Annotated in this window: 21 protein-coding genes; 10 read left to right on the top strand and 11 right to left on the bottom strand. The window is 61.4% G+C overall.

From position 1 onward, the window contains the following. Nucleotides 1-52: 52 nt before the first annotated feature. From HQ912_RS03455 to HQ912_RS03410, 10 genes are all read right to left on the bottom strand, one after another. Nucleotides 53-1,297 (bottom strand): metallophosphoesterase family protein, encoded by a 1,245-nt coding sequence (locus tag HQ912_RS03455; protein ID WP_047228150.1) that lies wholly within the window; start codon nt 1,295-1,297, stop codon nt 53-55. Nucleotides 1,298-1,324: 27 nt separating this feature from the next. Beyond that, complete coding sequence (locus HQ912_RS03450; RefSeq protein ID WP_160893955.1) at nt 1,325-3,193, bottom strand: hypothetical protein; 1,869 nt, start codon at nt 3,191-3,193, stop codon at nt 1,325-1,327. A gap of 156 nt (nt 3,194-3,349) precedes the next feature. Beyond that, nucleotides 3,350-6,802 (bottom strand): GMC oxidoreductase, encoded by a 3,453-nt coding sequence (locus tag HQ912_RS03445; protein ID WP_173406473.1) that lies wholly within the window; start codon nt 6,800-6,802, stop codon nt 3,350-3,352. Between the two features lie 1,115 nt (nt 6,803-7,917). Further along, a complete protein-coding gene (locus tag HQ912_RS03440) occupies nt 7,918-8,484 on the bottom strand; it encodes a GNAT family N-acetyltransferase (protein WP_173406472.1) in 567 nt (188 codons plus the stop codon). 329 nt (nt 8,485-8,813) lie between these two features. Next, nucleotides 8,814-9,584, bottom strand: coding sequence for an electron transfer flavoprotein subunit beta (locus HQ912_RS03435; RefSeq protein WP_047230385.1), 771 nt, complete (start codon nt 9,582-9,584; stop codon nt 8,814-8,816). Between the two features lie 15 nt (nt 9,585-9,599). Then, nucleotides 9,600-10,820, bottom strand: a complete 1,221-nt coding sequence (locus HQ912_RS03430; protein ID WP_173406471.1) for an electron transfer flavoprotein subunit alpha/FixB family protein — start codon at nt 10,818-10,820, stop codon at nt 9,600-9,602. Beyond that, nucleotides 10,820-12,784: a dimethylglycine demethylation protein DgcB gene (dgcB, locus tag HQ912_RS03425; protein ID WP_047230383.1), complete on the bottom strand. Its 1,965-nt coding sequence runs from the start codon at nt 12,782-12,784 to the stop codon at nt 10,820-10,822. The genes HQ912_RS03430 and dgcB overlap by 1 nt, the downstream gene beginning before the upstream one ends. A gap of 160 nt (nt 12,785-12,944) precedes the next feature. Then, nucleotides 12,945-15,005 (bottom strand): dimethylglycine demethylation protein DgcA, encoded by a 2,061-nt coding sequence (gene dgcA / locus HQ912_RS03420; RefSeq protein ID WP_047230382.1) that lies wholly within the window; start codon nt 15,003-15,005, stop codon nt 12,945-12,947. 15 nt (nt 15,006-15,020) lie between these two features. Continuing rightward, nucleotides 15,021-15,551: a DUF5943 domain-containing protein gene (locus HQ912_RS03415; RefSeq protein WP_030139308.1), complete on the bottom strand. Its 531-nt coding sequence runs from the start codon at nt 15,549-15,551 to the stop codon at nt 15,021-15,023. Between the two features lie 78 nt (nt 15,552-15,629). Then, nucleotides 15,630-16,607, bottom strand: a complete 978-nt coding sequence (locus tag HQ912_RS03410; protein ID WP_047230381.1) for a dipeptidase — start codon at nt 16,605-16,607, stop codon at nt 15,630-15,632. Nucleotides 16,608-16,842: 235 nt separating this feature from the next. On the opposite strand from HQ912_RS03410, the gene HQ912_RS03405 reads away from it, so the two are divergent. The 4 genes from HQ912_RS03405 (at nt 16,843) to HQ912_RS03390 (ending at nt 18,359) form a co-directional block, all read left to right on the top strand. After that, nucleotides 16,843-17,244: a lysozyme inhibitor LprI family protein gene (locus HQ912_RS03405; RefSeq protein WP_047230380.1), complete on the top strand. Its 402-nt coding sequence runs from the start codon at nt 16,843-16,845 to the stop codon at nt 17,242-17,244. Between the two features lie 101 nt (nt 17,245-17,345). Next, on the top strand, nt 17,346-17,600 hold the full coding sequence (locus HQ912_RS03400) for a type II toxin-antitoxin system RelE family toxin (RefSeq protein WP_047230379.1): 255 nt from the start codon (nt 17,346-17,348) through the stop codon (nt 17,598-17,600). Continuing rightward, nucleotides 17,584-17,910 carry a helix-turn-helix domain-containing protein gene (locus HQ912_RS03395; RefSeq protein WP_076383397.1) on the top strand — a complete coding sequence of 109 codons (327 nt, stop codon included), beginning with the start codon at nt 17,584-17,586 and terminating at the stop codon, nt 17,908-17,910. Before HQ912_RS03400 ends, HQ912_RS03395 begins: the two co-directional genes overlap by 17 nt. A gap of 32 nt (nt 17,911-17,942) precedes the next feature. Further along, nucleotides 17,943-18,359: a DUF3010 family protein gene (locus tag HQ912_RS03390; protein ID WP_047230377.1), complete on the top strand. Its 417-nt coding sequence runs from the start codon at nt 17,943-17,945 to the stop codon at nt 18,357-18,359. A 268-nt stretch (nt 18,360-18,627) separates the two neighbouring features. Here HQ912_RS03390 and HQ912_RS03385 read toward each other — a convergent pair whose 3' ends face one another. Further along, nucleotides 18,628-19,587, bottom strand: coding sequence for a GlxA family transcriptional regulator (locus tag HQ912_RS03385; RefSeq protein WP_047230376.1), 960 nt, complete (start codon nt 19,585-19,587; stop codon nt 18,628-18,630). A 168-nt stretch (nt 19,588-19,755) separates the two neighbouring features. On the opposite strand from HQ912_RS03385, the gene choX reads away from it, so the two are divergent. From choX to HQ912_RS03355, 6 genes are all read left to right on the top strand, one after another. Further along, nucleotides 19,756-20,700, top strand: a complete 945-nt coding sequence (gene choX / locus HQ912_RS03380; protein WP_173406470.1) for a choline ABC transporter substrate-binding protein — start codon at nt 19,756-19,758, stop codon at nt 20,698-20,700. A gap of 72 nt (nt 20,701-20,772) precedes the next feature. Next, a complete protein-coding gene (locus HQ912_RS03375) occupies nt 20,773-21,660 on the top strand; it encodes a 3-keto-5-aminohexanoate cleavage protein (protein ID WP_076383396.1) in 888 nt (295 codons plus the stop codon). Nucleotides 21,661-21,802: 142 nt separating this feature from the next. Then, nucleotides 21,803-22,768, top strand: coding sequence for an L-carnitine dehydrogenase (locus HQ912_RS03370; RefSeq protein WP_047230373.1), 966 nt, complete (start codon nt 21,803-21,805; stop codon nt 22,766-22,768). 162 nt (nt 22,769-22,930) lie between these two features. Then, nucleotides 22,931-23,407 (top strand): thioesterase family protein, encoded by a 477-nt coding sequence (locus HQ912_RS03365; protein WP_047230372.1) that lies wholly within the window; start codon nt 22,931-22,933, stop codon nt 23,405-23,407. A gap of 20 nt (nt 23,408-23,427) precedes the next feature. Beyond that, nucleotides 23,428-24,591 carry a gamma-butyrobetaine dioxygenase gene (locus HQ912_RS03360; protein ID WP_160893957.1) on the top strand — a complete coding sequence of 388 codons (1,164 nt, stop codon included), beginning with the start codon at nt 23,428-23,430 and terminating at the stop codon, nt 24,589-24,591. Nucleotides 24,592-24,970: 379 nt separating this feature from the next. After that, on the top strand, nt 24,971-25,234 hold the full coding sequence (locus HQ912_RS03355) for a hypothetical protein (protein ID WP_047230370.1): 264 nt from the start codon (nt 24,971-24,973) through the stop codon (nt 25,232-25,234). The last annotated feature ends 38 nt before the right edge of the window (nt 25,235-25,272 follow it).

The following is a 25,272-nucleotide window of genomic DNA, read 5'->3' as shown; positions in this document are numbered from 1 at the left end:
GATCAAATGTGGGAGCGAGCCTGCTCGCGATAGCGGCCTCACATTCACCCGATTACTGTGAAGACCACCGCACCGACCCATCCTCCCCATAAAACGTCTCGACAATCTCCTCCCCCACCAGCCGCACCTTCACATACCCGTTCAACACCCGTTCCGGGTACGCCTCATCCCCCGCCAGTTGCGTTTCCGACCACAACACCCCGGCATGTCCGTTCAACTCGCTGGTGGTGCCGTAGGGAATCGCTCCGTGCCCGGCACAGCGTGCGTGCAGCCCGCCTTGGGGCGCGTAGCAGATGCCATTGTGCAGATGCCCCCAATACCAGTAGTCCGGCTCACGCCCCAGTGCATCGCAGACCGGTTGGTAAAGCGCGGTCTTGTGGTGCCCGGAAATATCGAAGCCCTGGTGATGACTGAGCACCATCAGCTTTTTGCGCTTGGGCAGGTTTTTCATCCAGTCGATCTGTTGCGCGTTGAGGGTGCCATCCATGTACAGATTCATCGCGTCCGAGGCGTAGGCACTGTCGAGGCCGACCACCAGCCAATCGTCGTTGTACAGGGCAAAGTAACTGGTGCCCTGTTGCACCGGGAAACGCTTGGCCAGCTCCTTGAAATAACCGTGGGCGCCGCTGTACATCTCGTGGTTGGAATTGAGCGTGAACGAGCCGTGCTTGCCCTGGGGCCAGCCGACCATGTCGACGTCCTCCTGGGAATGGGTGCCGGCGTAATACACATCGCCCAGATGGATGGTGAAGTCGGCCTCGGCCAGTTGCATCTGATTGGCGACAGCCACGGCCGGAGCATGACTGTCGAACGGTCCGGTGCCCCAGTCGCCGGCAATCGCCAACACCACGTCGCTGTCCATTTTCACCAGCGCCGGGTTAGTGGCGAACGGCGCGTGATGGCGCAGGTTCTCGATCCACTTGAGCAACGCCTCACTCCACAACAGGTCGAGCAACTCCCATTTGCGGCAACCGAGCAAGGTGCCGTCCTTGAGCACGCGGGTCGGCAGCTCGTCCTCGGTTTGCGGCAAGGCGCTGGCATTGCCAATCTTCAGGATCGAAAGACCGTGGGCCAGCTCCCACGGCACGGCCGGTTCGTCATCCGGCAGGTCGCCGTGATCGATGACGTGCCGGGCCTGATCGTGGCCACGCTGGAGCAGCTTGACGATGGCCTCGAACTCTTCGGGCTCCAGGTCGTTGACGAGTTTTTTCCAGGACATCTCCAGCCGCGTGACCAACCCGTGCAGGCGGACTTTGACCTTGTCGAACTCATGTTCCCAATGGTGCAGTAATGACATGTGAACGCTCCTTCGCAGTGCCCTGGGCTACAGGGTTTTCATGAATTCGATCAGGGCCCGTTTGTCGACATCCGACAACTGCGTGCCATACAGGTGGCCGCCGTTGTGGTTGCCTTCCAGGCGGGTGTCGTATTTGAAATCCGCCGACGCCTTCATCTGCGCGCCGCTGGTGATGAAGCCGACCTTCTCCTGGTCGTAGATATCGGAGCCGGTGTAGAACACTTGCGGCCGCAACTCGGGCGGTTGCAACAAGTCCCACAGGGTCGGCACCGAGCCGTTGTGCAGGTACGGCGCCCTTAGCCAGATGCCGTCGGTGGGGGTGTTGCTGTAGCTCTGGGTCTTGCGGTACGCGCCGAAGTCGAACGGCGGTTTCTTGAAGCCGTGGAACGCCGTCACCAGCCCGACGGTGAAGGAGTTCAGGCGATGGGGATCGGTGCCCAACTGGTCGATGTTGGTAGTGACCTGTCCTGTGTCGGCACGGCCGAAGTCGTGGCAAGCGGCACAGTTCTGCTCCCAGATCGGTTTGCCCTGGGCGACTTTCGCCTGGTCCAGGGCGAACGGCCACGCCGGCGCCTTGTGGCCCAGCAGCCAATTGGTCACCCGGTTGAAACTCGGCGGCAGCACCGATTGCGGTGTCGCGCCCACGGCCATGGCCGCCGCGTAGTTGCGTTCGTGAATCTTGTTGTTATTGCCGTCCCAATGCAGATACATCGACTCACGGGGTTTCTGGTTCCAGACCTGCGGCAAGTCCACGGTGCCGATGGTGGAGTCATCCGGGAAGCCGAACACCACCATTTTGGTCGGGTTGAAGGTATCGGTCCGCCCCGGACCTTGGGCCGGGCGCAGTTTCTGCCAGGCGTAGGCCTGCTTCTGCTTGAGTAGCGCGCTCTTGGCCATCGGGATGATCAGGTAACGGTTGTACAGTTTTTCGAAAAAACCGAGCTGGAACTTGCTGTTGATCGCCGCCATGACCGCATCTGGGGTGAATTTCGGGTCGCTGGCACAATCGTAGGCAAACCACTGGAAGGCCTGCAGTTGCAGGGTGTTGGCCGGCGCGCTGGCGACCGGAACCGCTATGTCACTGGCATTGGCCCGGTACGAGCCGGTGTGGCACAGCGCGCAGTTCGGCTCCACGGTGGGGTAGCCCAGTTGCCGCTTGGCCATGCCAATCGGCAGGTCGTTGCCGTTCTCATAGAGAAACCCGAACACCTCATAACCGCCGGGCTTGGGCAGTTTTTCCGGGCACATCTGCGGCAGCACGGCGAACAGGTAATAAGGGATCCGCGCTTCGATGCCCAGGCCGATGGCGGCGTATTTGTAGTGGTCCTCGTCGGAAGCGAAGTCTGGCTGGGGCACCTCTCGTATCATCTGGTACCAGGTCTGGTAGCCGATGAAACCCAGCAGCAATACCACCACCAGCGTGCCGACCTTGAAACCATGACTGTGCCAGCGCCGCGCCCAGCCGGCGCGCCACTCCCGCCAACCGGCGCAGAGCAAGGCCAGTGGACGATGGGCCACCGGGCTGCCCAGGTACAGCAGCACGCCCAGAATCAGGAACATGCTCAAGTCGCCCATCAACATCGGCACGAACAACTGACCCTGGTTGTTAGTGTTGATCAGGTAGATCCAGAACACCACCGCCACCAGCCGCGACAGCACGCACAACCACGAATGCACCACGAAACGCGGCGCGTTGAACCCCGAGGGCATGTAGAACAGGCTGATCCCCACCAGCAACATGCCGGTGTTTTCCAGCCAGGGATCGGACAGCACGGGCGGCAGGCCGAGCATGGACGTCAGCAACGCCGGCGCGAACAGCGCCGGAATCGCGAAGACCATGTTCATCACAATGCCCACCCAGATGATGCGTTGGAACCAACGGATGTAAGTGTTCATGGCATCCTTTTTCCTTATTCCTGACTCACGAGATGCAGCGTCCAGACGATCGCATCGCGAGCGGGCTCGCTCCCACATTGAACGGTGTGGGCCACCGAACCTGCGTACGGCACAAACCCCGTGTGGGAGCGAGCCTGCTCGCGATGCGGTCTAGAACTAGCCCAGCGCCGTCTTCTCCAGGTGTTCAAGGATGATCGGGTACACATCCACCACCGCGTCCTTGCCAAAAATGCAGTCGATGTGGCCGTAGCCCGGCACTTCGTGACGGCTGAACAGTTGCGGGCCGTGCATATCGCACAGTCGCTCGTAGGTCTTGAGGGTGCTTTGAGGGAGGTAGCACTGGTTCTCGGCGCCGCTGATGAAGCAGATCGGCAATTTCAACCGATCGAAATGCGGCATGTAGACGTCGTTGCCCTTGAAGTCCACCAGGTGCCCCTTGCGCACGATCAGCGCCAGGTGCTCGAAGGTCTGGATGTTCGACTCACCGAACAATTCATGCAGGTTGTCGTGCAGGGTTTCGTTGAGGGTGTCGTGGCGGTACAGCGACGCATACATGAACGTGATGCGGTGGCAGACCGGGTTGGTGCAATAGCCCTGGGCCTCGATCCGGGCATAACCGTTGAGGGCCTTGTCGTAGAGTTTGTTGAACCAGCTTTCCTTGGTGTCGGCGTAGGCCGTGAGGGACTTGATGCCGATGGCATCGAGCATCCCCGGCAAATGCAAACCGGCCTTCAGTCCGGTGGCGGTGGCGACCACCGTGTCGGCGGCGATCTGCGAGCAGACCACCGAGCGAACCCCTTGCAGCCCCGCCAGCATCGACATGAAGAACGTCGTCGCACCGTAGCAATGCACCACGCACTGCACGTCACGGGCCAGCGTGGCCTGCTGGATCTGCTTGATAGCAGCCTTGAAGTCGTGCTGGGCCACCTGGTCGCCGTTCCATTCATGCTTGCTGGCCGGCAGCAGGATGCTCACCCGCAAGTCCAGCAACCAAACGTCGTACTCGTGCTTGCACAGGTACTCCAGCAAGTTGGTCTGGATGGTGTCGGTGGAGAAAATATTCGACCCCACCCCCAGGCCATGCACCAGCATCACCGGGCCTTTGCTGCCCGCTTGATAGCGAGTCAGGCGTAGCTCGACGTTGTCCTCGGTCTGGAAGAAATGCACGGTCGGCGCCGGTGCGTCCAGCGGCCGCTTGCTGCGAGGCGGCGCGTCCGGGTTGAAGTACACATCGCCTGCAAACACCCCGCCGTAGCTCTCCCACAAAATGCCGGCGAAGAACTTGCCGAAGCGGGCCAACGCTTCCACTCGCTCACGCTCGTTACGTGCGTTGAGCACTTTCATGGTGGTCATCTGCTTGGCGAAGTCGGCCGGCAGAATGTGCATCCCCCCCGAGCCGATGACCTCGCCGCTCTTGTCCGGCCCGCGATACAGCGTGACATAGAGCGTGCTGGTGTCGTGCCAGATGTTCAGCACCCCGTTGTCCTCGGGCACGGTCTTGAAGGCGCTGAAGTAATAATCGCTGCCATCCTCGGCGGTCAGTTTCATGTCGTAGTTCATGTGCCGCACATCCACCTGTTCCTGGTATTGCTCGAACAGGTTGAACACTCCGTTGCTGGCGACCAGCGGCTTGGGCGAAAGCATCGGCGCATCCAGCGTACCCACCAGGGTGGCGGCGTGTTCCGGTTCCTTGATCAGGCGATTGAGATCGGCGGCAGTGATGGTCAGGGTGAATTCGATGGGCGAGTTATCGGCTTTGCCGCGCTTGGCCGCGGCTTCGTAAAGCGAAAGATCAGTGCCCTGAGGCTGGGTGAAGGCTGTGGAAAAGTAGCCCTTCATGGTTTCAGTGAACTGCACGCCAAGGGTCGGCGCCGCCACCGGTTTGCGCGGGGCCGAAGGCAGGGTGTAGTCGATGATCCAGCCACGATCGGCCGCCAGCAGCCCCATGTTGCGCTCGCTCACCGCCGAGATGGTCAACAACGGGTTCACCGCCAGGGAAGTCGGGATCACCGCACCGTCCGTCACGTACAGACCGGGATAGACATCCGTCCCGCTGGCACCACTGAATACCTGGCCCTTGTGGTTGACCACGCCTTGCGTCGCGTCTTCCCCCATCACGCAGCCGCCCAAGGGATGGACCGAAACGATGCTGTGCTTGAGCAGCTTGGTCCAGATCGGATTTTCGACCCAGATCCCGCCCAACGCCTTGGTGCTCTGGTGCAAACGCTCATTGCCCAGGGTCACGTTTTCCTGCTCGCCGACGCCGGGCCAGTCGATGCGCAGCTGGTCCTTGTTGTCGAGCACCATGCGCCCCTTGCCGTTGTCGTGACTCATGATCAGGTAGGTCTGCATGTTATGCAGCGCGCCATAGTACGGGCCGCGCAGAAAGCTCTCGGCTTCCCGGGCCTTGTACTTGAGGCTGGCACCCAGGCCCGTGTCGGTGGGCACGCCGATCATCCCGGCGAACGCCGCCATGCTCGGCACCATGGGCCGACCGAGTGCGCCGGGGATCGAGCCTTCCTCGATGACCATGCGGCTGCGCCAGTCACCCTCGGTACGCATGTCGATGATCGAGGTGATGCACGGTCCCACCGGCTCCAGCTCCTTGGCCGAGTGGGCGCCGAAACCGATACCGTTGATGGTCTGGTCGCAGTTGTGGCCAAACCCGAGGATGTCGCCGTTGCCGCTCATGTTCTCGCCCAGTTGACTGGACATCGACAGGCCTTTGTCCCGGGAACGCAGCATGATCTCGGTAGAGCCCAGGGTGCCGGCGGACACCACCACGATGTCGGCGCGCACGAACAGGGTTGGCGCCGAGAACAGCTCACGGCCGCTGTCCAGGTACTGGAAATGCACGATCCAGCCGTCGCCGTCGCGCTCCAGGTGCCGCACCTGGGCCTGACAGAAAATCTCCGCACCATGGTTCCAGGCATCCGGCAGGTAATTCATCAGCGTGGTGTTCTTGGCCTTGTTGTTACAGCCCGAGACGCAATCCCCACAGCCGTTGCACGGCAACTGCTCGACGCCGACGTGGTTGAGGTTGTTGGGCAACTTGTCGAATGTCACGTTGATGGGCGGTTTGTAGAAATGTGCGTCCTGCTTGAGATAACTCGCCGACTTGCGGTTGGCGTCGAGCTTGGGCAGGTTCGGCGCCGCATCTGGGTAAGGGTTGGGCTTGAGCATTTCCCGAGCCCGCGCATAACCGTCCTTGAGCAGCGTGTCGCAATGGTCACGCACCGCCTGCGGCCAGCGGGAGTCCTCGAACACACCGGGCTCCGGCTCCAGCGAAACGTTGGCATTGATCAGCGAAGTGCCGCCCAGGCCGCAACCGACCACCACGTTCTGCTGGGCGTTGACGTGCAGGTCGAACAGTCCGGTGCGCGACCCGATGTGACCGTCCGGGTCATGCACCTGCAACTCTTCGGTGGCCGCAAGCATGGTGTTGGGGTATTCGCCGGGCTGGATCTCCCGGCCCCGCTCCAGCAGACAAACCTTGCGCCCAGCCCGGGACAGGCGTGACGCAGCAATGCCACCGCCGTAGCCGGAACCAATGACGATAACGTCGTAATGCTCCTTGATTTCGCTAATGGGGGTCGAGATCCGTGTCATGTTCAAGTCCTCTCAGGCAGATGGGGCAACTCTGCGGTTGCCTGCAAATCGACAGGCGCACGAACGCCTGGCCACTATCCCGTACGGGTTGGAGCGGCAGTCAACGGTGTTACAGGGGAAACTCAGGGCTCAACGAGGCGCTATAGACGCGCACGCTGATTGGTGGCACGACGACGTCTGCGTTTGGGTAACCGGGTGGGAGGGGTCGGAGTACAGGTCGCAGCCGAGATCGGGTACCAGCAGGGGGGCTTGCTATCCATCATGCGTTCTCCCTGAACCAGATGTGGATAAAGTGGCGGTGTCCTTGTGCCATGAGTGAAGACAGCTGCCAGGGCCACGTCAAGGTGGATCCTTAGAACTGTATGAAATTTGATCTATAGCGTCTGGGCCTATACCCGCCGTGGCCCCTACGCTTTCGCAAACAAGTTATCCACATGTCCACCCACAGCTAATGGGGACAAGTGCATCATTGCGACTGATTTTTTTAAGTAAAAGCTAAAGAAAAACCGTGACTTATGAACAAAGAGCGTTTCCTTTCCATATAGGTCAAAAACTGATCAGCCACCTGAAAGCCTTATCTAGCCTGGCTTCTGGAGGAGAGCGAACACCTTATCCACAGAAGCGCCAACAGTGTTTGGGGGTAATTCTGACGGTTCTGTGGAAAACCGCGACTATGGCCGGTAAATCGAGGTTTTAGCGGAATTTTCCGGATAAAAATGACCAATTGATCATTTTATGATCAACCCCATGAAAGCCCCGTTCCGTATGGCCTGTAGAGGGTAGCGAACATCTTATCCACAGAAGCGCCAACAGAGATTGGGGGCAAGTAGCGTCCTGCGCTCACGCTTATTCACAAACAAAATCCAGGAAAAACCGTGAGTTAGGCTGGTTGTTTTTTAAGCGAGGCTTGGGGAGCTTGATCTGCGTGGGGTGTGGCGAGGGGCGAACAGGTTATCCACAGAGGCGCGCACAGGGATTGTGGGTAAACCTCAGCCCCTTGTGGGAGCGAGCCTGCTCGCGATAAGGCCATGCCAGTCAACATGGAGGTGAATGGAAGACCGCTATCGCGAGCAGGCTCGCTCCCACAAGGGTGTCTGGTGAGGCCGTCGTAATGGTTAAGGCCGATGCATCAAATACGCCTCCCCCGTCACCCGAATCAGCGGATGCGGGACGACCTGGCAGGTTTTGACGATGCCAAAACCGTGGCGCTCATAAAAGCGCCGGGCGCCGGTGTTCGCTGCGTAGTCGATCAAACTGAGGCCTTTGAGCGCCAGTTGATCGGCACGTTGTTGCGCTCGCTCGAGAAAGCGCACGCCGAGCCCCTTGTTACGCCACCCTTCATGCAGGGCCAGGCTCGATATATAGAGGGTATCGGGGACTTCCATGTCGGCGTAGGGCGCCAGGATCGGATCAGTGACGGGAGTCGCCAGCGGATCCTCACGCGTCACGTAACAATGCATCATGCCGATGACCTGTCCGCCGGCTTCTGCAATAAGGCAGTTCTGGTAGGAAAAATCGACATCCTCACGGGCATAGCGAGCAGCCCCTACCTCCAGCAGATCCTGCCCGGACTCCGCCAGCTGGCTCCAGATGTAATCCGACGCGCCCTCTGAGGAAATCCGGAACAGACGAGCGATCTCCCGTGTATCCGTGGGCAACGCCGGACGAAATTCAACTTCCATTGATGTGGCTCCATTAGCTATCAAATAGCTTTTTTTAGGCGCAGGTTTGAGTCACGACAACATGCCAGGGCAGCGGTTTTATGGCTGGATGTTGCAGCGGGTCAGATTGGACGTTTTTTGAGCGAAGGCTTGAAAGGCCTGATTTGCGCGGTGTCTGGATAGGATCGAACAGGTTATCCACAGAGGCGCGCACAGGGATTGTGGGTAAACCTCAGCCCTTGTGGGAGCGAGCCTGCTCGCGATGGGGCCATGTCAGTCAACCTGGAGGTGAATGGAAGACCGCTATCGCGAGCAGGCTCGCTCCCACAAGGGACAAGGTGAGCCTGGATTTAGCGAACCACCCCTTCCTCAATCAGCAACTTGAGAATCGCCTCGGCGCCCGCCTCCGGGCTCACGCCTTTGAGCACCTGCCCACCTCCGCCGCTGGCCTTGGCCGTGGCGGCTTTCATGCGGTCGGCGCCGCTCTTGGCCTTGATCACTTTCAGGCGTTTGGGCCGTGGTTTGGCCGGTTGCAGGGTCGCCACCGCCAACAGGGCGTCGTCGATCACCTCGACTTCTTCAGCGTGCAACGCCCCGCGTCGGGCCGGGCCGTAGGCGCTTTGCCGGGGTTTGGGGGCCGCGTTATCCACCGTGGCGAGGAACGGCAGGCGCACTTTGAGACGTCGCCGCTGGCCGCGGGGCAAGGCTTGCAGAACCAAGGCTACGCCACTGTCGATGGATTCGACCTGGGCCAACCCCACCACCAGCGGCCAGCCGAGATTTTCTGCCAGCAGGAACGGCAACATGCCGGAACCCTCGCCGGTTTCCGCCTGACTGCCGGTGAGCACCACTTGGGCTCCCGCGTCACGCAGATAGTCGGTCAGGGCCGGCAGTGCGTCGGCGCCTGCGGGGTTGTCCAGTACGTAGAGTTCGTCCAGACCCATGCCCAGATAGGCGCGCAGGGCCGGTTCAGCCACGTCGCCTGCGTGCAGCACTTGCAGGTCGTTGCCAGCCAGTTGCAGGCCCAGTTCCACGGCCCGCGCATCCTGCTCGGCGCGCCGGGGCCGACCGGAAGTGGGGTGGGCGCCGATGGACACCAGGCTGATCACTTGAGTACTCATGGTTGAATCCTTAGCTTAAGCCGCATCGCGCTTGGCTTCGTTGCGGTACGCCTCTACCGCCGCGATCAAGGCCTGGAGAATCGCCGCGCTGTCGCCAATCACCGACAGGTCTGCCCGTTTGATCATGTCGCAGCCCGGATCGAGGTTGATCGCCACCACCTTGTCGCAGGCGCCGATGCCCTGCAGGTGCTGGATAGCCCCGGAAATCCCCACCGCGACGTAGACCCGCGCCGTAACCCAGGTGCCGGACGCGCCAACCTGGCGATCCCGCGCCATGAAGCCATCGTCCACCGCTACCCGCGAAGCACCCTCGGTGGCGCCCAGGGCCGCAGCGGTCTGGTGGAACAGCGCCCAGTCCTTGACCCCGTTGCCGCCGGAAAAAATGAATTCGGCTTCGGCCATCGGAATCGCGCCCGGGTCCACCGCCACCGCGCCCAGGTCTTCGATGCGCGACAAGCTGCGGGCCACGCCTGTGGATAACTCCACCGGCAAGGCTTCGTGGCGGGTTTCGCTGACCGGTTCGGCGCATTCGGCCGCGGCCAGGATCAACCGCGCCAAAGGCCGCGCCAGGTCTTGCAGGCCGGCACCGGCCCGACCGATGCACTCCTCACCCTTGACCTGCCAGACCCGTGTGGCCGGGCGCTCGCCCAGGGCTGCGGCAAACCGCCGGCCCAGTTCGCCGCCACCGGTGCGGCTGTCAGGCAGCAGCCAATGGCGTGGGTTGAATTGGTTATCCACAGCCCGCAGACCCTGGACTCGCTGTTCCGGTGCATAACCGCTGAACGCCTCGCCTTCCAGTACCAGCAAGCGGTCGACACCGGCCGTGGCAAAGGTGCTTTCCTTGTGCTCGCCGAACACCACCGCCAGCACCGCGCCGTCGGTACCGGCCAATTGATGGGCCAGGCCCAGCAGATCGCGGTCGTGGCTGCTGAGACGACCGCCCACCATGTCCGGCACCACGCAGATATAAAACGCCGGTTGCGGCACCTGATGCAGCGGCAATTGCACTTCAATTGCCGCGGTGCGCTTGGTCGCGCCGCCCTGCTGGGCGCCGCTGCGGTCGATACGCTTGATGCCGTTGGGGCCGATGAATCCGACACCATGAACGTTCTTGCGGATGACACCGTTGGGACCCATCCAGCTGTGCTGGACCGGTTGCATGGCCGCGTGCAGTGGGTGCAGGCGGTTACGGGCGATCCACTCGGCGCGAGGGTCGCGGCGGATGATGTCGCTCATTAGTGCACCTCCGCAGGTTCACGTTTGGCCGGAGCCGCTGGTTTGTTCGCAACCGCGTCTTCGAGCAGAGCGTCGGCCACCAGTTCAGCGATGTCCTTGATCATCGGGCGTGGCTCAACCACACCCTCAAGCATCGCGGTGCACTGTGGACAACCCACTGCCACCAGTTCGGCGCCGGTTTCGCGGATGTCTTCCATGCGCATATCGGGGATACGCTGCTTGCCCGGAATGTCAGTGATCGGCGCGCCGCCGCCACCGCCGCAGCAACGGGAGCGGAAACCGGAACGCTGCATCTCCTTGATCTCGATGCCCAGCGCACGCAGCACCTGGCGTGGCGCCTCGTATTCGCCGTTGTAACGGCCCAGGTAGCAGGGGTCGTGATAGGTCACGCTGTCGCCCTTGTGCTGGCCGAGGTTCAGGGCGCCGGCCTCGATGACTTCTGCCAGGTAGGTGCTGTGGTGCTGCACCCGGTAGTTGCCATCGAAGGCGCCGTATTCGTTTTTCAGCACGTGGAAGCTGTGAGGGTCGCAGGTGACGATCCGGTTGAAGCTGTATTTGCCCAGGGTCTGGATGTTGCGCTTGGCCAACAGCTGGAAGGTCGCTTCATCACCCAGGCGCCGGGCCACATCGCCGCTGTCGCGCTCTTCGAGGCCGAGCACGGCGAAGTCGATGTTCGCCGCCTTGAGCACTTTGACGAAGGCGCGCAAGGTGCGTTGGTTGCGCATGTCGAAGGCACCGTCGCCGACCCAGAACAGCACGTCGGTGGATTTCACCTCGCTGAGCAGGTTCAGGTTCAGGTCCGCCGCCCAGTTCATCCGCCCGCCCGGGGCGAAGCCGCCAGGGTTGTCGGTGGCGATGAGATTTTCCAGTACTTCAGCGCCCTTGTTCGGCGTGGCGCCTTTCTCCAGGGTCAGGTGACGACGCATGTCGACGATGGCATCGACGTGCTCGATCATCATCGGGCATTCCTCGACGCACGCCCGGCAAGTGGTGCAGGACCACAGCGTCTCGGCGTCCACCAGGCCGTTGACGATCGGCTGGTGTGGATTGCCGCTGTGTTCGCCCACCGGTTTACCCCTGCCGTCAAGGGATGGGTAGGGGCTGCCGGCGAATTTCGCATCGGTGCCGCCGGCCAGGCCGACGACCATGTCCTGGATGAGTTTTTTCGGGTTCAGCGGCTGGCCGGCGGCAAAGGCCGGGCACGCGGCTTCGCACTTGCCGCACTGCACGCAAGCGTCGAAACCGAGCAACTGGTTCCAGGTGAAATCCTTGGGCTTCTCAACGCCCAGCGGTGCAGCGGGGTCGTTCAGGTCCAAAGGTTTGAGACCGGTTGAGCGGCCGCCACCAAAGCGTTCGGCGCGGCGGTGCCAGGCCAGGTGCAGGGCCCCGGCAAAGGCATGTTTCATCGGCCCGCCCCAGGTCATGCCGAAGAACATTTCCGACACACCCCAAAGCACGCCCAGGCCCAACAGCGCCACCAACACCCAGCCCCCGAAGTCCGCCGGCAAGATCCCGGCGACCGGCAAGGTCACCAGAAAAAAACTGATGGAAAACGCGAACAGGCTCTTGGGCAAGCGCATCCACGGCCCTTTGGACAGCCGTGACGGTGGATTGCGACGACGCAGGGCAATGAAGATCGCGCCGCTGAACATCAGCAGCGTGGCGAACAGCAAGGCATAGCCCAGAATGCGGTTCTGCAGGCCGAAACCATGCACCAGAATCGCCAGCAGCGCCGCCAGCACAAAACCACCCGCCGTGGCGACGTGGGTGTTGGCGATGTATTTGTCCCGCGCCACCACATGGTGCAAATCCACCATGTAGCGCTTGGGCATGGCGAAAAGACCACCGATCAGGTCGACCTTGGACGGTCGCCCCCGGCGCCACATGTTCACCCGCCGCAAAGCGCCAAGGACCGCAAGGCCCAGGGCAGCGAACAGCAGGATGGGAAGAAGGGTGTTCAGCATGGTGAAGCTCCCAAAGACCTCAGGTCTTGCAGGTCGAGATGCCTTACTCGGTTCCCGTGGGAGCGAGCCTGCTCGCGATTCAGGCGCCGCGGTGCCTCAGGCAGACCGCGTTATCGTTCATCGCGAGCAGGCTCGCTCCCACAGGGCTATGTGCAAGCCGTTAGAAATCCTTGCACAACCGCAGCGCGTCGTAGATGGCGGCGTGGGTATTACGCTGCGCTACGCAATCACCGATGCGGAACAGCAGGTAACCATCGCCGCTCTGCTCCAGGCACGGTTGGGGCTTGATCGCGAACAAGGCTTCGACGTCGATCTGGCCCTTGTTGCGCGAACCTTCCTTGAGCGCGTAGTAGATTTCTTCATCCGGCCGCACGCCGTTTTCCACCACCACCTGATCCACCACGCGCTCTTCCTTGGCACCGGTGTATTCGTTCTCCAGCACCGCCACCAGCTTGTCGCCTTCGCGGTAGACCTTCTCCAGCATCATGTCCCCGGTCATGATCACTTCCTTGGGGTACATGCTGCGGTAGTAAGTGGGGAACGAAGTCCCGCCAATGGCCACGCCCGGCTTGATGTCGTCGGTAACGATTTCGACCTGGCTGCCCTTGTCGGCGAGGAAGTCGGCCACCGACATGCCGGTGAATTCACAAATGGTGTCGTAGACCAGTACGTTCTTACCCGGTGCAACCTTGCCATCGAGCACGTCCCAGCTGCTGACCACCAGCCCTTCGGCGGCGCCCCAGTGTTCGTTCTGCTCGAGGAATGGATGCCCGCCGACGGCCAGCACCACCACATCCGGACGCAGGTCCATGATGGTCGCCGCGTCCGCCGCCACGCCCAGGCGCAGGTCGACTTTCAGCCGGGCCAGTTCCAGCTGGAACCAGCGGGTAATGCCGGCGATCTGGTCCCGTTGCGGGGCTTTCGAAGCGGTGGTGATCTGCCCGCCGATGAATTCCTTCTTCTCGAACAGGGTCACGTCGTGGCCACGTTCGGCGGCCACACGCGCCGCTTCCATCCCGGCCGGGCCGGCACCGACGACGACCACTTTGCGCTTGGGCCCGGTGGATTTTTCGATGATGTGCGGCACGCCCATGTATTCACGGGAGGTCGCAGCGTTCTGGATGCACAGCACATCCAGGCCCTGGTACTGGCGGTCGATGCAGTAGTTGGCGCCGACGCACTGCTTGATCTGGTCGATCTGGCCCATCTTGATCTTGGCGATCAGGTGCGGGTCGGCGATGTGGGCACGGGTCATACCGACCATGTCGACGTAACCGCCCTCGAGGATCCGCGTGGCCTGGTTCGGGTCCTTGATGTTCTGCGCGTGCAGCACCGGAACCTTGACCACTTCCTTGATACCGGCGGCCAGGTGCAGGAACGGCTCCGGTGGATAACTCATGTTCGGGATAACGTTGGCCAGGGTGTTATGGGTGTCGCAACCCGAGCCCACCACACCGATGAAATCCAGCATGCCGGTGTCGTCGTAGTACTTGGCGATCTGCTTCATGTCCTCGTGGGACAGGCCGTCCGGGTGGAACTCATCACCGCAGATGCGCATGCCCACGCAGAAGTCGTCGCCCACTTCGGCGCGTACGGCTTTGAGCACTTCCAGGCCGAACTTCATCCGCCCCTCGAAGCTGCCGCCCCATTCGTCGGTACGCTTGTTGACCCGTGGGCTCCAGAACTGGTCGATCATGTGCTGGTGCACGGCGGACAGCTCGACGCCGTCCAGGCCACCGGCCTTGGCACGCCGTGCCGCCTGGGCGTAGTTACCGATCACCCGCCAGATTTCTTCCGGCTCGATGGTCTTGCAGGTCGCACGGTGCACCGGCTCGCGCACGCCGGACGGCGACATCAGGGTCGGCCAGTTGAAGCCGTCCCAGCGCGAGCGACGCCCCATGTGGGTAATCTGGATCATGATCTTGGCGCCATGCTTGTGCATGGCGTCGGCCAGGTTCTGGAAGTGCGGGATGATGCGGTCGGTGGACAGGTTCACCGAACTCCACCATTCCTGCGGACTGTCGATGGCAACCACCGACGATCCACCACAGATCGCCAGGCCGATGCCGCCCTTGGCCTTCTCTTCGTAATACTTCACGTACCGGTCGGTGGTCATGCCGCCGTCAGTGGCGTAGACCTCGGCGTGAGCGGTGCTGAGCACGCGGTTGCGGATGGTCAGTTTGCCGATCTGGATCGGCTGGAACATTGCTTCAAAAGCCATGGCGCGATCCTCGACTTACAACGGCTTGACGATAAACAGGCCGTCGTCGTGGCCTTCTTCGGAACCGCCGTAGACCTGCTCGGCCACGGTGCGGATCGAACTGCCACGGGCGGCGAGAATCTGGTCCATGGCGCCGGCAAACCAGCCGGTGAACATGTAGTCGACCTTGCGCCCGACCTTGCCGTACACGTAGACGAACGCCGAGTGTTCCAGCTTGACGCTGGCGGTGCCTTTATCCAGGTCGATGTCCTGGATCTTGAACAGGCCCCAACCGCGCTGGGACAGACGCTTCATGTAATGCTCAAACACCGCGACGCCTTCCAGGCCATGGCATTCGGCTTCTTTTTCACACCAGTGCCAGGCGGATTTGTAGCCGGCCTTGTAGAGAATCTCGGCGTAGGCGTCGGCGCCCAGCACTTCTTCGATGCCCATGTGGTTATTGACGAAAAAGTGCCGCGGCACGTAGAGCATCGGCAGGGCATCAGAGGTCCAGACACCGGTTTCACTGTCGACTTCGATAGGCAATTGAGGGGCGATTTTGGCCATGGAAACTTAACTCCGAAAATTCGTGGTATGCCTGCGGCGCTAATGGCCGCAGGTTAAGGATTCAGTGATGCGGCGGCTTTATTCGCCCCAGACGTCTTTCAGGACGTTGACCCAGTTCTCGCCCATGATCTTGCGCACCACCCGCTCTGGATGGCCGCGCTTGAGCAGCGTCTCGGTGAGGTTCGGGAACTCGCCCACGGTGCGGATGCCCAGGGGGTTGATGATCTTGCCGAAGCTGGTCAGCCGACGGGCATAGCCTTTGTCGTGGGTCAGCATTTCGAAGAAATCCTGACCGTGACCCTGAGTGAAATCGGTGCCGATGCCGATGGCGTCCTCACCGACGATGTTCATGGTGTATTCGATGGCCTCGGCGTAGTCGTCGATGGTCGAATCGATGCCCTTGGCCAGGAACGGCGCAAACATGGTCACGCCGACAAAACCGCCGTGGTCGGCGATGAACTTCAGCTCTTCATCGGATTTGTTGCGCGGGTGCTCCTTCAGGCCCGAGGGCAGGCAGTGGGAGTAGCAGACCGGTTTCTTCGATTCGAGGATGACCTCTTCGGAGGTCTTGGAGCCGACGTGGGACAGGTCGCACATGATGCCGACCCGATTCATCTCGGCGACGATTTCACGACCGAAGCCCGACAGGCCGCCGTCACGCTCGTAGCAGCCGGTGCCCACCAGGTTCTGGGTGTTGTAGCACATCTGCACCACGCCAACGCCGAGCTGCTTGAAGATCTCGACGTAGCCAAGCTGGTCTTCGAAAGCGTGGGCGTTCTGGAAGCCAAAGATGATGCCGGTCTTGCCTTGAGCCTTGGCGCGCTGGATATCGGCGGTGGTTTTCACCGGGATCACCAGATCGCTGTTTTCGCGGATCAGTTTCTGGCTGGCCACAATATTGTTGATGGTGGCCTGAAAACCTTCCCACACCGACACCGTGCAGTTGGCGGCAGTCAGGCCGCCCTTGCGCATGTCTTCGAACAGGTCACGGTTCCACTTGGCAATGATCAGCCCGTCGATAACGATGCTGTCGGCGTGCAATTCGGCTGGGCTCATCAGGCAGTCCCCTTTTGTCAGCGATTCATGCGCCGAATCGTGTGCCGGCGCTTTGGGGCCAGCATATGCCTCGGTGCATTGGCGACCGGGTGCAAAAACGACAGGGGAATTGCCGAAAGCGTCAATCCACGACAAAGGGCTATGAGCGGGCCACCCTACCCGTCTGTTCTTTACCCGAGGCTTACGCCAGAATCCGCCGCATCACTGGTTTTCACTGGACTCGAGCGGCAACGCAATGAAATCAATCATCCTGGCTTTGGCCCTGATCAGCACCGTCGCCCACGCGACCGAAGACACCGAACACAACCCCTGCGACGCCGTGGAAAACGACGTCCAGACCCTGGCCTGTTCGGCCTACGGCAAAGCCGCCGCCGAACAACTGCTCGCCGACAACCTGCAGAGCCTCAACGAACGCCTGCAAACCCTCTACGCCGACAACAAGGCCCAGCTCAACGACATCACCAGCAAAATCAGAGTTGCCCAGCAACTGTGGCAAAAACAACGCGATGCCGACTGCGCCATCGCCGCCTTCCCGGCCAAACCCGGCAGCGAAGCCTACAAAATCGCCGAAAACGACTGCATGGCCCAGGTGAGTGATGACCGGTCGGAGTTTTTGGAGTCGATTGGGCAGGAATAAAGGGCCGCTTACGGAGCAATATTCAGACACCGTTCATACGTTGGTCCTAGAGAAAATATAAGTCAGGATTAGCAAATCTTATAAAAGACTTATATTCTTCCATGAACACTATTCACTGGACCAGAAAGGCCGTTAAGCAGCTTCTGAAAATGCACTCTCTGCATCAGGCCCAGGTTCGGGACGCCGTTACGGCGCTCGCCGAGATGCCTGACGTGGTGAATGTCAAAGCACTTGTCGGCCATGACTACGCGTACCGCCTACGGGTGGGTAGCTATCGGGTCATGTTCGATTGGGACGGGGCGATCAAGGTCGTCAGCATTCAAGAGGTCAAGAAACGCGATGAACGTACCTACTGATATTCAGATCATAAACGACGCAAACGGGAATCCTGCATTCGTGGTCATTCCGTATGCCCAATACGTTGCGCAAAAAAAACTGGAACCTGATCTGATTCCTCATGAAGTGGTCAGTCGTATCGTCGACGGCGCCACGCCCATCCGCGCATGGCGCGAACATCTGAACTTGACCCAGGATGAGGTCGCCAGGCGCCTGGGTATTTCTCAACCGGCGTTTGCCCAGCAGGAATCAGTCGCCAAACCTCGCCGGGCAACTCGCGAAAAAATTGCCGCCGCCTTTGGTATCCATGCCGATCAGTTGGAGCTGTAAGCTGCACGCCACTATCGAGCAAAGGAATTCACATGAAAATCTGCGGCATCGAAATCAAAGGCAGCGAAGCGATCATTGCCGTTGCCTCGCTGGATCCACAGGCGTTGAGTCACGTCGCGCTGAATACCAAGAAAATCGCCCTGGACGATGATGACGAGGCCGCCAACGTCAAGGCGTTCGCCGCCCAGGTCCGGGCGTTCGTGGTGGATAACGGTATCGACCGCATCGCCATCAAGAAGCGCAGCAAGAAAGGCGAGTTCGCCGGCGGGCCGACCACGTTCAAGATCGAAGGGGTTTTCCAGTTGCTTGAGGGTTGTGAGGTGACGCTGCTGTCGCCGCAGACCATCAATGCGCAGAACAAGAAACACGACTTCGCATTGCCCGCGACGCTGAACAAGTATCAGCATGAGGCTTATAAGGCGGCGTGTTCGGCGCTGGTAAAGAAGTAAGCCTCTTTCAGCCAAACACTGGACTTGCGGCAGTTTTGTGTGTGGGAGCAAGGCTTGCCCGCGATACAGGCGCCTCGCTCTCCCATGCACCGCGCCGCTTTCGTGGCGGGCAAGCCTTGCTCCCACAGAGGTCCGAACGAGCTTGTCGCGATTGGAGCCGGTGAACATGGCGTTGCCCCCTGCCTCGGTGGTCAACGCATGCTTTCATACTCAATTATGGCGACAGGTGTAATTTATAGTCGCGAACATAGTTGAGTATAAAAACCTGTCAAACCACCTCCCGCCCATCCCCTTGGCGCCGCCGATCTTCCCGCGGGCACCGTTCAAACCTCGCCCGATAACTGCGGGTGAAGTACGACGGTGACTCGAAACCGCAGGCGATGCTCACTTCCAGCACACTCATGTCGGTCTGGCGCAACAGTTGCCGGGCCTTTTCCAGGCGCAGGCGCAGGTAGAAGTTGCTGGGAGTGTCGTTCAGGTGCAGGCGGAACAGGCGTTCGAGCTGGCGGCGGGTGACGTTGATGGATTCGGCCAGGGCCAAGGTGCTCAGGGGCGGCTCGCTGTGGGTTTCCATCTCGCCGATGACGTGCACCAGCTTCTTGTTGCGAATGCCATAGCGGCTGGCAATTTCCATGCGCTGGTGGTCTTTGCGCGGACGGATGCGGCCGAGCACGAATTGTTCGCTGACCTCAATCGCCAGTTGCGGGCCATGGGCCTGGCCGATCAGGTCCAGCATCAGGTCGATGGACGCAGTGCCGCCGGCGCAGGTGATGCGCCGGCGGTCAATTTCGAACAGTTCCTGGGTCACACTCAGCTGTGGATAAGATTCCTTGAACGCCTCGATCGCTTCCCAGTGCAGGGTTACGCGATGGCCTTCCAGCAGCCCCGCCTCAGCCAGGACCACACTGCCGGTGTCGATGCCGCCCAGGGTGACGCCCTCGTTGTCCAGCCGATGCAGCCAGCGCTCCAACGCCGGGGTCACGAACTTGAGCGGTTCGAACCCCGCCACCACCCAGAGGGTCGCGCCTTTCTTCAATGGCTCCAACGCGGCATCGGCGTTGACCGACATGCCATTGCTTGCCAGCACCGCCCCGCCATCGGCGCTCAACACATGCCAACGATACAACTCACCGCGAAAGCGGTTGGCGACCCGCAACGGTTCGATGGCCGAAATGAAACCGATGGCCGAAAAACCCGGCATCAACAAGAAGTAGAAATCCTGGGACATGTAGCGCACTCGGTTGGCGGGTAGCGTGCGGTCCTTGATACGCCACAGGTCGCTGCAGTGCAAGAGCGAGTCGCCGCTGTGCGTTTTGCCGGCGGGCTGGCTGCGTAACTTGGCATTACCGGCGCGCAGATGCCGGAACCCATAACAAAGACTGCCGAGGAACCCGACATGAAACGACTGATCAGCTCCTGCGTTCTTGCACTCAGCACCACCACCTTCCTGAGTTCCGCTGCGATGGCGGCCGATCCCGCCGCGTGCCAGAACGTGCGCCTGGGTGTGGTCAACTGGACCGATGTCATCGCCACCAGCGCCATGACCCAAGTGTTGCTCGACGGCCTCGGCTACAAGACCAAACAGACCAGCGCCTCCCAGCAAATCATTTTCGCCGGCATCCGCGACCAACGCCTGGACATGTTCCTGGGCTATTGGAACCCACTGATGACCCAGACCATCACCCCGTTTGTCGAGGCCAAACAGGTCAAGGTCCTGGAGCAACCCAGCCTCAAGGACGCCCGCGCCACCCTGGCCGTGCCGACTTATCTGGCCGACAAAGGGCTGAAGACTTTCGCTGACATCGCCAAATTCGAGAAAGAACTGGGCGGCAAGATCTACGGCATCGAACCCGGTTCCGGCGCCAACACCCAGATCAAGGCGATGATCGCCAAGAACCAGTTCGGCCTGGGCAAATTCCAAGTGGTGGAATCCAGCGAAGCCGGCATGCTCGCCGCCGTGGACCGCGCCGTGCGGCGCAAGGAAGCCGTGGTGTTCTTCGGCTGGGCGCCGCACCCGATGAACGTCAACGTGCAAATGACCTACCTCACCGGCAGCGAAGACGCCCTCGGCCCGAACGAAGGCATGGCCACCGTATGGACCGTCACCGCGCCGGACTACGCGCAAAAATGCCCGAACGTCAGCCGTCTGCTGAGCAACCTGACGTTCACCGCCGAAGACGAGAGCCGGATGATGCAGCCACTGCTGGATCACAAGGACCCGCTCGAATCGGCCAAGCAATGGCTCAAGGATAATCCGCAAGACAAGCAACGCTGGCTCGAAGGCGTCACCACCTTCGATGGCAAGCCTGCCGCCGACAACCTGAAACTGACCAGCAACTGAACAAACGCCATCCATCTGCGCAGCGCCAATCGGCTGCGCAGTGACTCATCACGCCTGTAAGGAACCTGCACCATGAACCACGACGTCATCATCACCTGCGCACTCACCGGTGCTGGCGACACGACCGCCAAAAGCCCACACGTGCCGGTCACCCCGAAACAGATCGCCGCAGCCGCCGTCGAGGCCGCCAAGGCCGGCGCCACGGTGGTCCACTGCCACGTTCGCGATCCGCAGACCGGCAAGTTCAGCCGTGACGTGGCGCTGTACCGCGAAGTGATGGAACGCATCAGAGAGGCGGACGTGGACATCATCGTCAACCTCACCGCCGGCATGGGCGGCGATCTGGAGATCGGCGGCGGCGAAAATCCCATGGAGTTCGGCCCCAATACCGACCTGGTGGGCCCGCTGACCCGCCTGGCCCACGTCGAGGAGTTGCTGCCGGAAATCTGCACTCTGGATTGCGGCACTCTGAACTTCGGCGACGGCGACACCATTTATGTTTCCACCCCGGCGCAACTGCGGGCCGGGGCCAAGCGCATCACCGAACTGGGGGTCAAGGCCGAGCTGGAGATCTTCGACACCGGCCACCTGTGGTTCGCCAAGCAGATGATCAAGGAAGGCCTGTTGGACAACCCGCTGTTCCAGCTTTGCCTGGGCATCCCGTGGGGAGCGCCGGCCGACACCACCACCATGAAAGCCATGGTCGACAACTTGCCGGCGGACGCGGTGTGGGCCGGCTTCGGCATCGGCCGCATGCAAATGCCGATGGCCGCCCAGGCCGTGCTGCTGGGGGGCAACGTGCGGGTCGGCCTGGAAGACAACCTGTGGCTGGACAAAGGCGTGCTCGCCACCAATGGCCAACTGGTGGAGCGCGCCAGCGAAATCCTCAGCCGCCTCGGCGCGCGCGTGCTCACGCCGGCGGAGGGGCGCAAGAAGATGGGGCTGACCACCCGCGGCTAAACCCAACCGACACCTTCCCCTGTGGGAGCGAGCCTGCTCGCGATAGCGGTGAAACAGGCGACTGATGTGCCGACTGACACAGCGCCATCGCGAGCAGGCTCGCTCCCACATTTAGATCAGCGAACCCTTTCAGGAAATCACCATGAGCTTTATCACCGACATCAAGACCTTCGCCGCCCTGGGCAGCGGTGTTATCGGCAGCGGCTGGGTCAGTCGCGCCCTGGCCCATGGCCTGGACGTCGTGGCCTGGGACCCGGCGCCGGGTGCCGAGGCAGCGCTGCGCAAACGCGTGGCCAACGCTTGGGGCGCACTGGAGAAACAAGGCCTGGCACCCGGTGCCTCCCAGGATCGGCTGCGCTTTGTCGCGACCATCGAAGAATGCGTGCGCGACGCCGATTTCATCCAGGAAAGCGCCCCCGAGCGCCTGGAGCTGAAGCTCGAGCTGCACGGCCAGATCAGCGCCGCCGCCAAGCCCAATGCGCTGATTGGTTCCAGCACATCGGGACTGCTGCCAAGCGAGTTCTATGAAGGTTCCACCCACCCGGAACGCTGCGTGGTCGGGCACCCGTTCAACCCGGTCTACCTGCTGCCGCTGGTGGAAGTCGTCGGCGGCAAAAACACCGCGCCCGAAGCGGTGCAAGCGGCGATGAAAGTCTACGAATCCCTCGGCATGCGCCCACTGCATGTACGCAAGGAAGTGCCCGGTTTCATTGCCGACCGGTTGCTCGAAGCGCTCTGGCGCGAAGCCCTGCACCTGGTCAACGACGGTGTGGCTACCACCGGCGAAATCGACGATGCCATCCGTTTTGGCGCCGGCTTGCGCTGGTCGTTCATGGGCACGTTCCTGACTTACACACTGGCCGGTGGCGATGCCGGAATGCGCCATTTCATGGCTCAATTCGGCCCTGCGTTGCAGTTGCCGTGGACCTACCTGCCGGCGCCGGAGCTGACCGACAAGCTGATCGACGATGTGGTGGACGGCACGAGCGAGCAACTGGGCAGCCGCAGCATCTCGGCCCTGGAGCGCTATCGTGATGATTGCCTGCTGGCAGTGCTGGAAGCGGTGAAGACCACCAAAGAAAAGCATGGGATGGCCTTCAGCGAGTAAACCTTGGCTTTTGGATCAGCAGGTCTGGCCCCATCGCGAGCAGGCTCGCTCCCACAGGATTTGAGGTGTGAATGCGATCTGTCTCACCCAGAAGTTCATTGTGGGAGCGAGCCTGCTCGCGATAACGCCAGCCCAGTCACCACAACTGTCGGAACCAGAAACATGCCCACCCTCACCACCTACCAAACCCGCATCCTCCCCGAATGGGTCGATTACAACGGCCATCTGCGCGATGCCTATTACCTGTTGATCTTCAGCTACGCGACCGACGCACTGATGGATCACCTGGGCATGGACAGCCAGAACCGCGAAGCCAGCGGCCACTCGCTGTTCACCCTCGAACTGCACTTGAACTACCTGCACGAAGTGAAGCTCGACGCCCAGGTCGAGGTGCGTACACAGATCATCGGCCACGACGCCAAACGCCTGCATCTCTACCACAGCCTGCACCTGGTCGGCGGCGATAAGGAACTGGCCGGCAACGAGCAGATGCTGCTGCACGTCGACCTGGCCGGCCCGCGCTCGGCGCCCTTCACGGAACAGACCCTGGGCAAGCTCAAAGCCCTGCTCACGGAGCAATCCGACCTGTCGCCGCCGGCCTATATCGGCCGGGTCATCGCATTGCCGCCGGCCCGATAAAACCCGAACAGGAGATCGCCATGAACACCGCCGCCGCTTTTGCCGACTTCCGTCGTTACCCCCTGATCTGTGCATTGACCGCAGTGACGCCCTTGACCGACCGGGTGCGGGTCACCTGGGCCGACGGTCGGATCAGCCCCTTCCATCATCAGTGGCTGCGGGACAACTGCCCCTGCCCGCAATGCGTCTACACCGTGACCCGCGAGCAGGTGCTGGAAATCGTCGATGTACCTGAAGACCTGGCCCCCGGCGCGACCCGCCTCGACAGTGAAGGCTGCCTGTGCGTGGATTGGCAGGACGGCCACCAAAGCCGTTTCGACCCAGGCTGGCTGCGTGCCCATGCCTACGATGATCAGTCCAGGGCTGAACGCCTGGCGAGCAAGCCCAAGCGCCAGCTCTGGCGGCACGATCTGCAACTGCCGGTGTTCGATTACCAGGCACTGATGGACGACACCGATACGTTGTTGCAATGGTTGCTGGCGGTGCGCGACATTGGCCTGACCCAGGTGCGCGGCGTACCCACCGAACCCGGCTCGCTGAAACTGATCGCCCAGCAGATTTCGTTCATCCGCCAGAGCAACTTCGGCGTGCTGTTCAACGTGCAATCCAAGGCCGATGCCGACAGTAACGCCTACACCGCTTTCAACCTGCCACTGCACAGCGACCTGCCCACCCGGGAGCTGCAACCAGGATTACAGTTTCTGCATTGCCTGGTGAATGACGCCGACGGCGGCGAGAGCCTATTTGTCGACGGTTTCGCCATCGCCGAGGCGCTGCGCCAGGAAGACCCCGAGGCCTTTGCCGCGCTGTGTGAAATCCCGGTGGAGTTTCGCAACAAGGACCGCCACAGTGATTACCGCTGCCTGGCGCCCATTATCGCGCTGGATGCCCTGGGACAGGTCTCGGAGATCCGCATGGCGAACTTTCTGCGCGGGCCGTTCGACACCTCGGTCGAGCAGATGCCCAGGCTCTACCGTGCCTACCGCCGCTTCATAGCGCTGACTCGCGAGCCGCAGTTCCGCCTGATGCAAAGGCTTGAACCCGGCCAACTGTGGTGTTTCGACAACCGCCGTACCCTGCACGCCCGCAATGCGTTCGACCCGGCCACCGGAGCTCGACATTTCCAAGGGTGCTATGTGGATCGCGATGAGTTGCTGTCGAAGATTCTGGTGTTGCAACGGTAGACCGCGTCATCGTTCATCGCGAGCAGGCTCGCTCCCACAGACCTTGTGCACGACACAGAGCGCCTGTGGGAGCGAGCCTGCTCGCGATAGCGGTCTGTCCAACACCCCATCACCCTCTGATTCACCCAGGCAAAAAAATCCCCGATCAAGCCGTGACTGGATCGGGGCAGTTGCGTTACTGGAGGAGCTGTTGCGCGAGGGTGACCAAACCGTCGTGATTCAGCTTGGGGCCAGTGTGCCCAGTCCAGGCCTGGGCAAGTTAGCCGAAAACGACGCCCCCATAGTCATTCATGACATCGCGACCATTTGCCCTTGCCGCCGCTTCGGCCGGCTACCAGAATCGAGTCACGACCCCAATCCCTGAACAAGGAAAAGCGTCATGATGTACGCCGATTTGATCGACCAGGAAGACCTGCTGGGCCAGCTCAAGGCCCTGGGGCTGCAAATACCCAGCGGCTCCACCGCCGAACAGGCCTGCGAGTGTGCGGTGCGCGGGCTGGACACGGCCCGCGCCAATGAACTGCGCAAGATGGTCAAGGACATGTACATCAGCGGCGCCACCATCCTGCCCGCCGTGCGTCGGGCGATTGATCTGCAGCTGCTGCCGGCTTTGGCGGAGTATCAGAAAAACCAGAACGTCTGAAAAACCTATCGCGAGCAGGCTCGCTCCCACAGTGATTC

It is taken from the genome of Pseudomonas sp. MPDS (genome assembly GCF_013283895.1).
In the GTDB taxonomy this organism is placed as follows: domain Bacteria; phylum Pseudomonadota; class Gammaproteobacteria; order Pseudomonadales; family Pseudomonadaceae; genus Aquipseudomonas; species Aquipseudomonas rhizophila.
The sequence above is the reverse complement of the archived record's forward strand: the minus strand, read 5'-3'. Positions and strand labels throughout refer to the sequence as shown.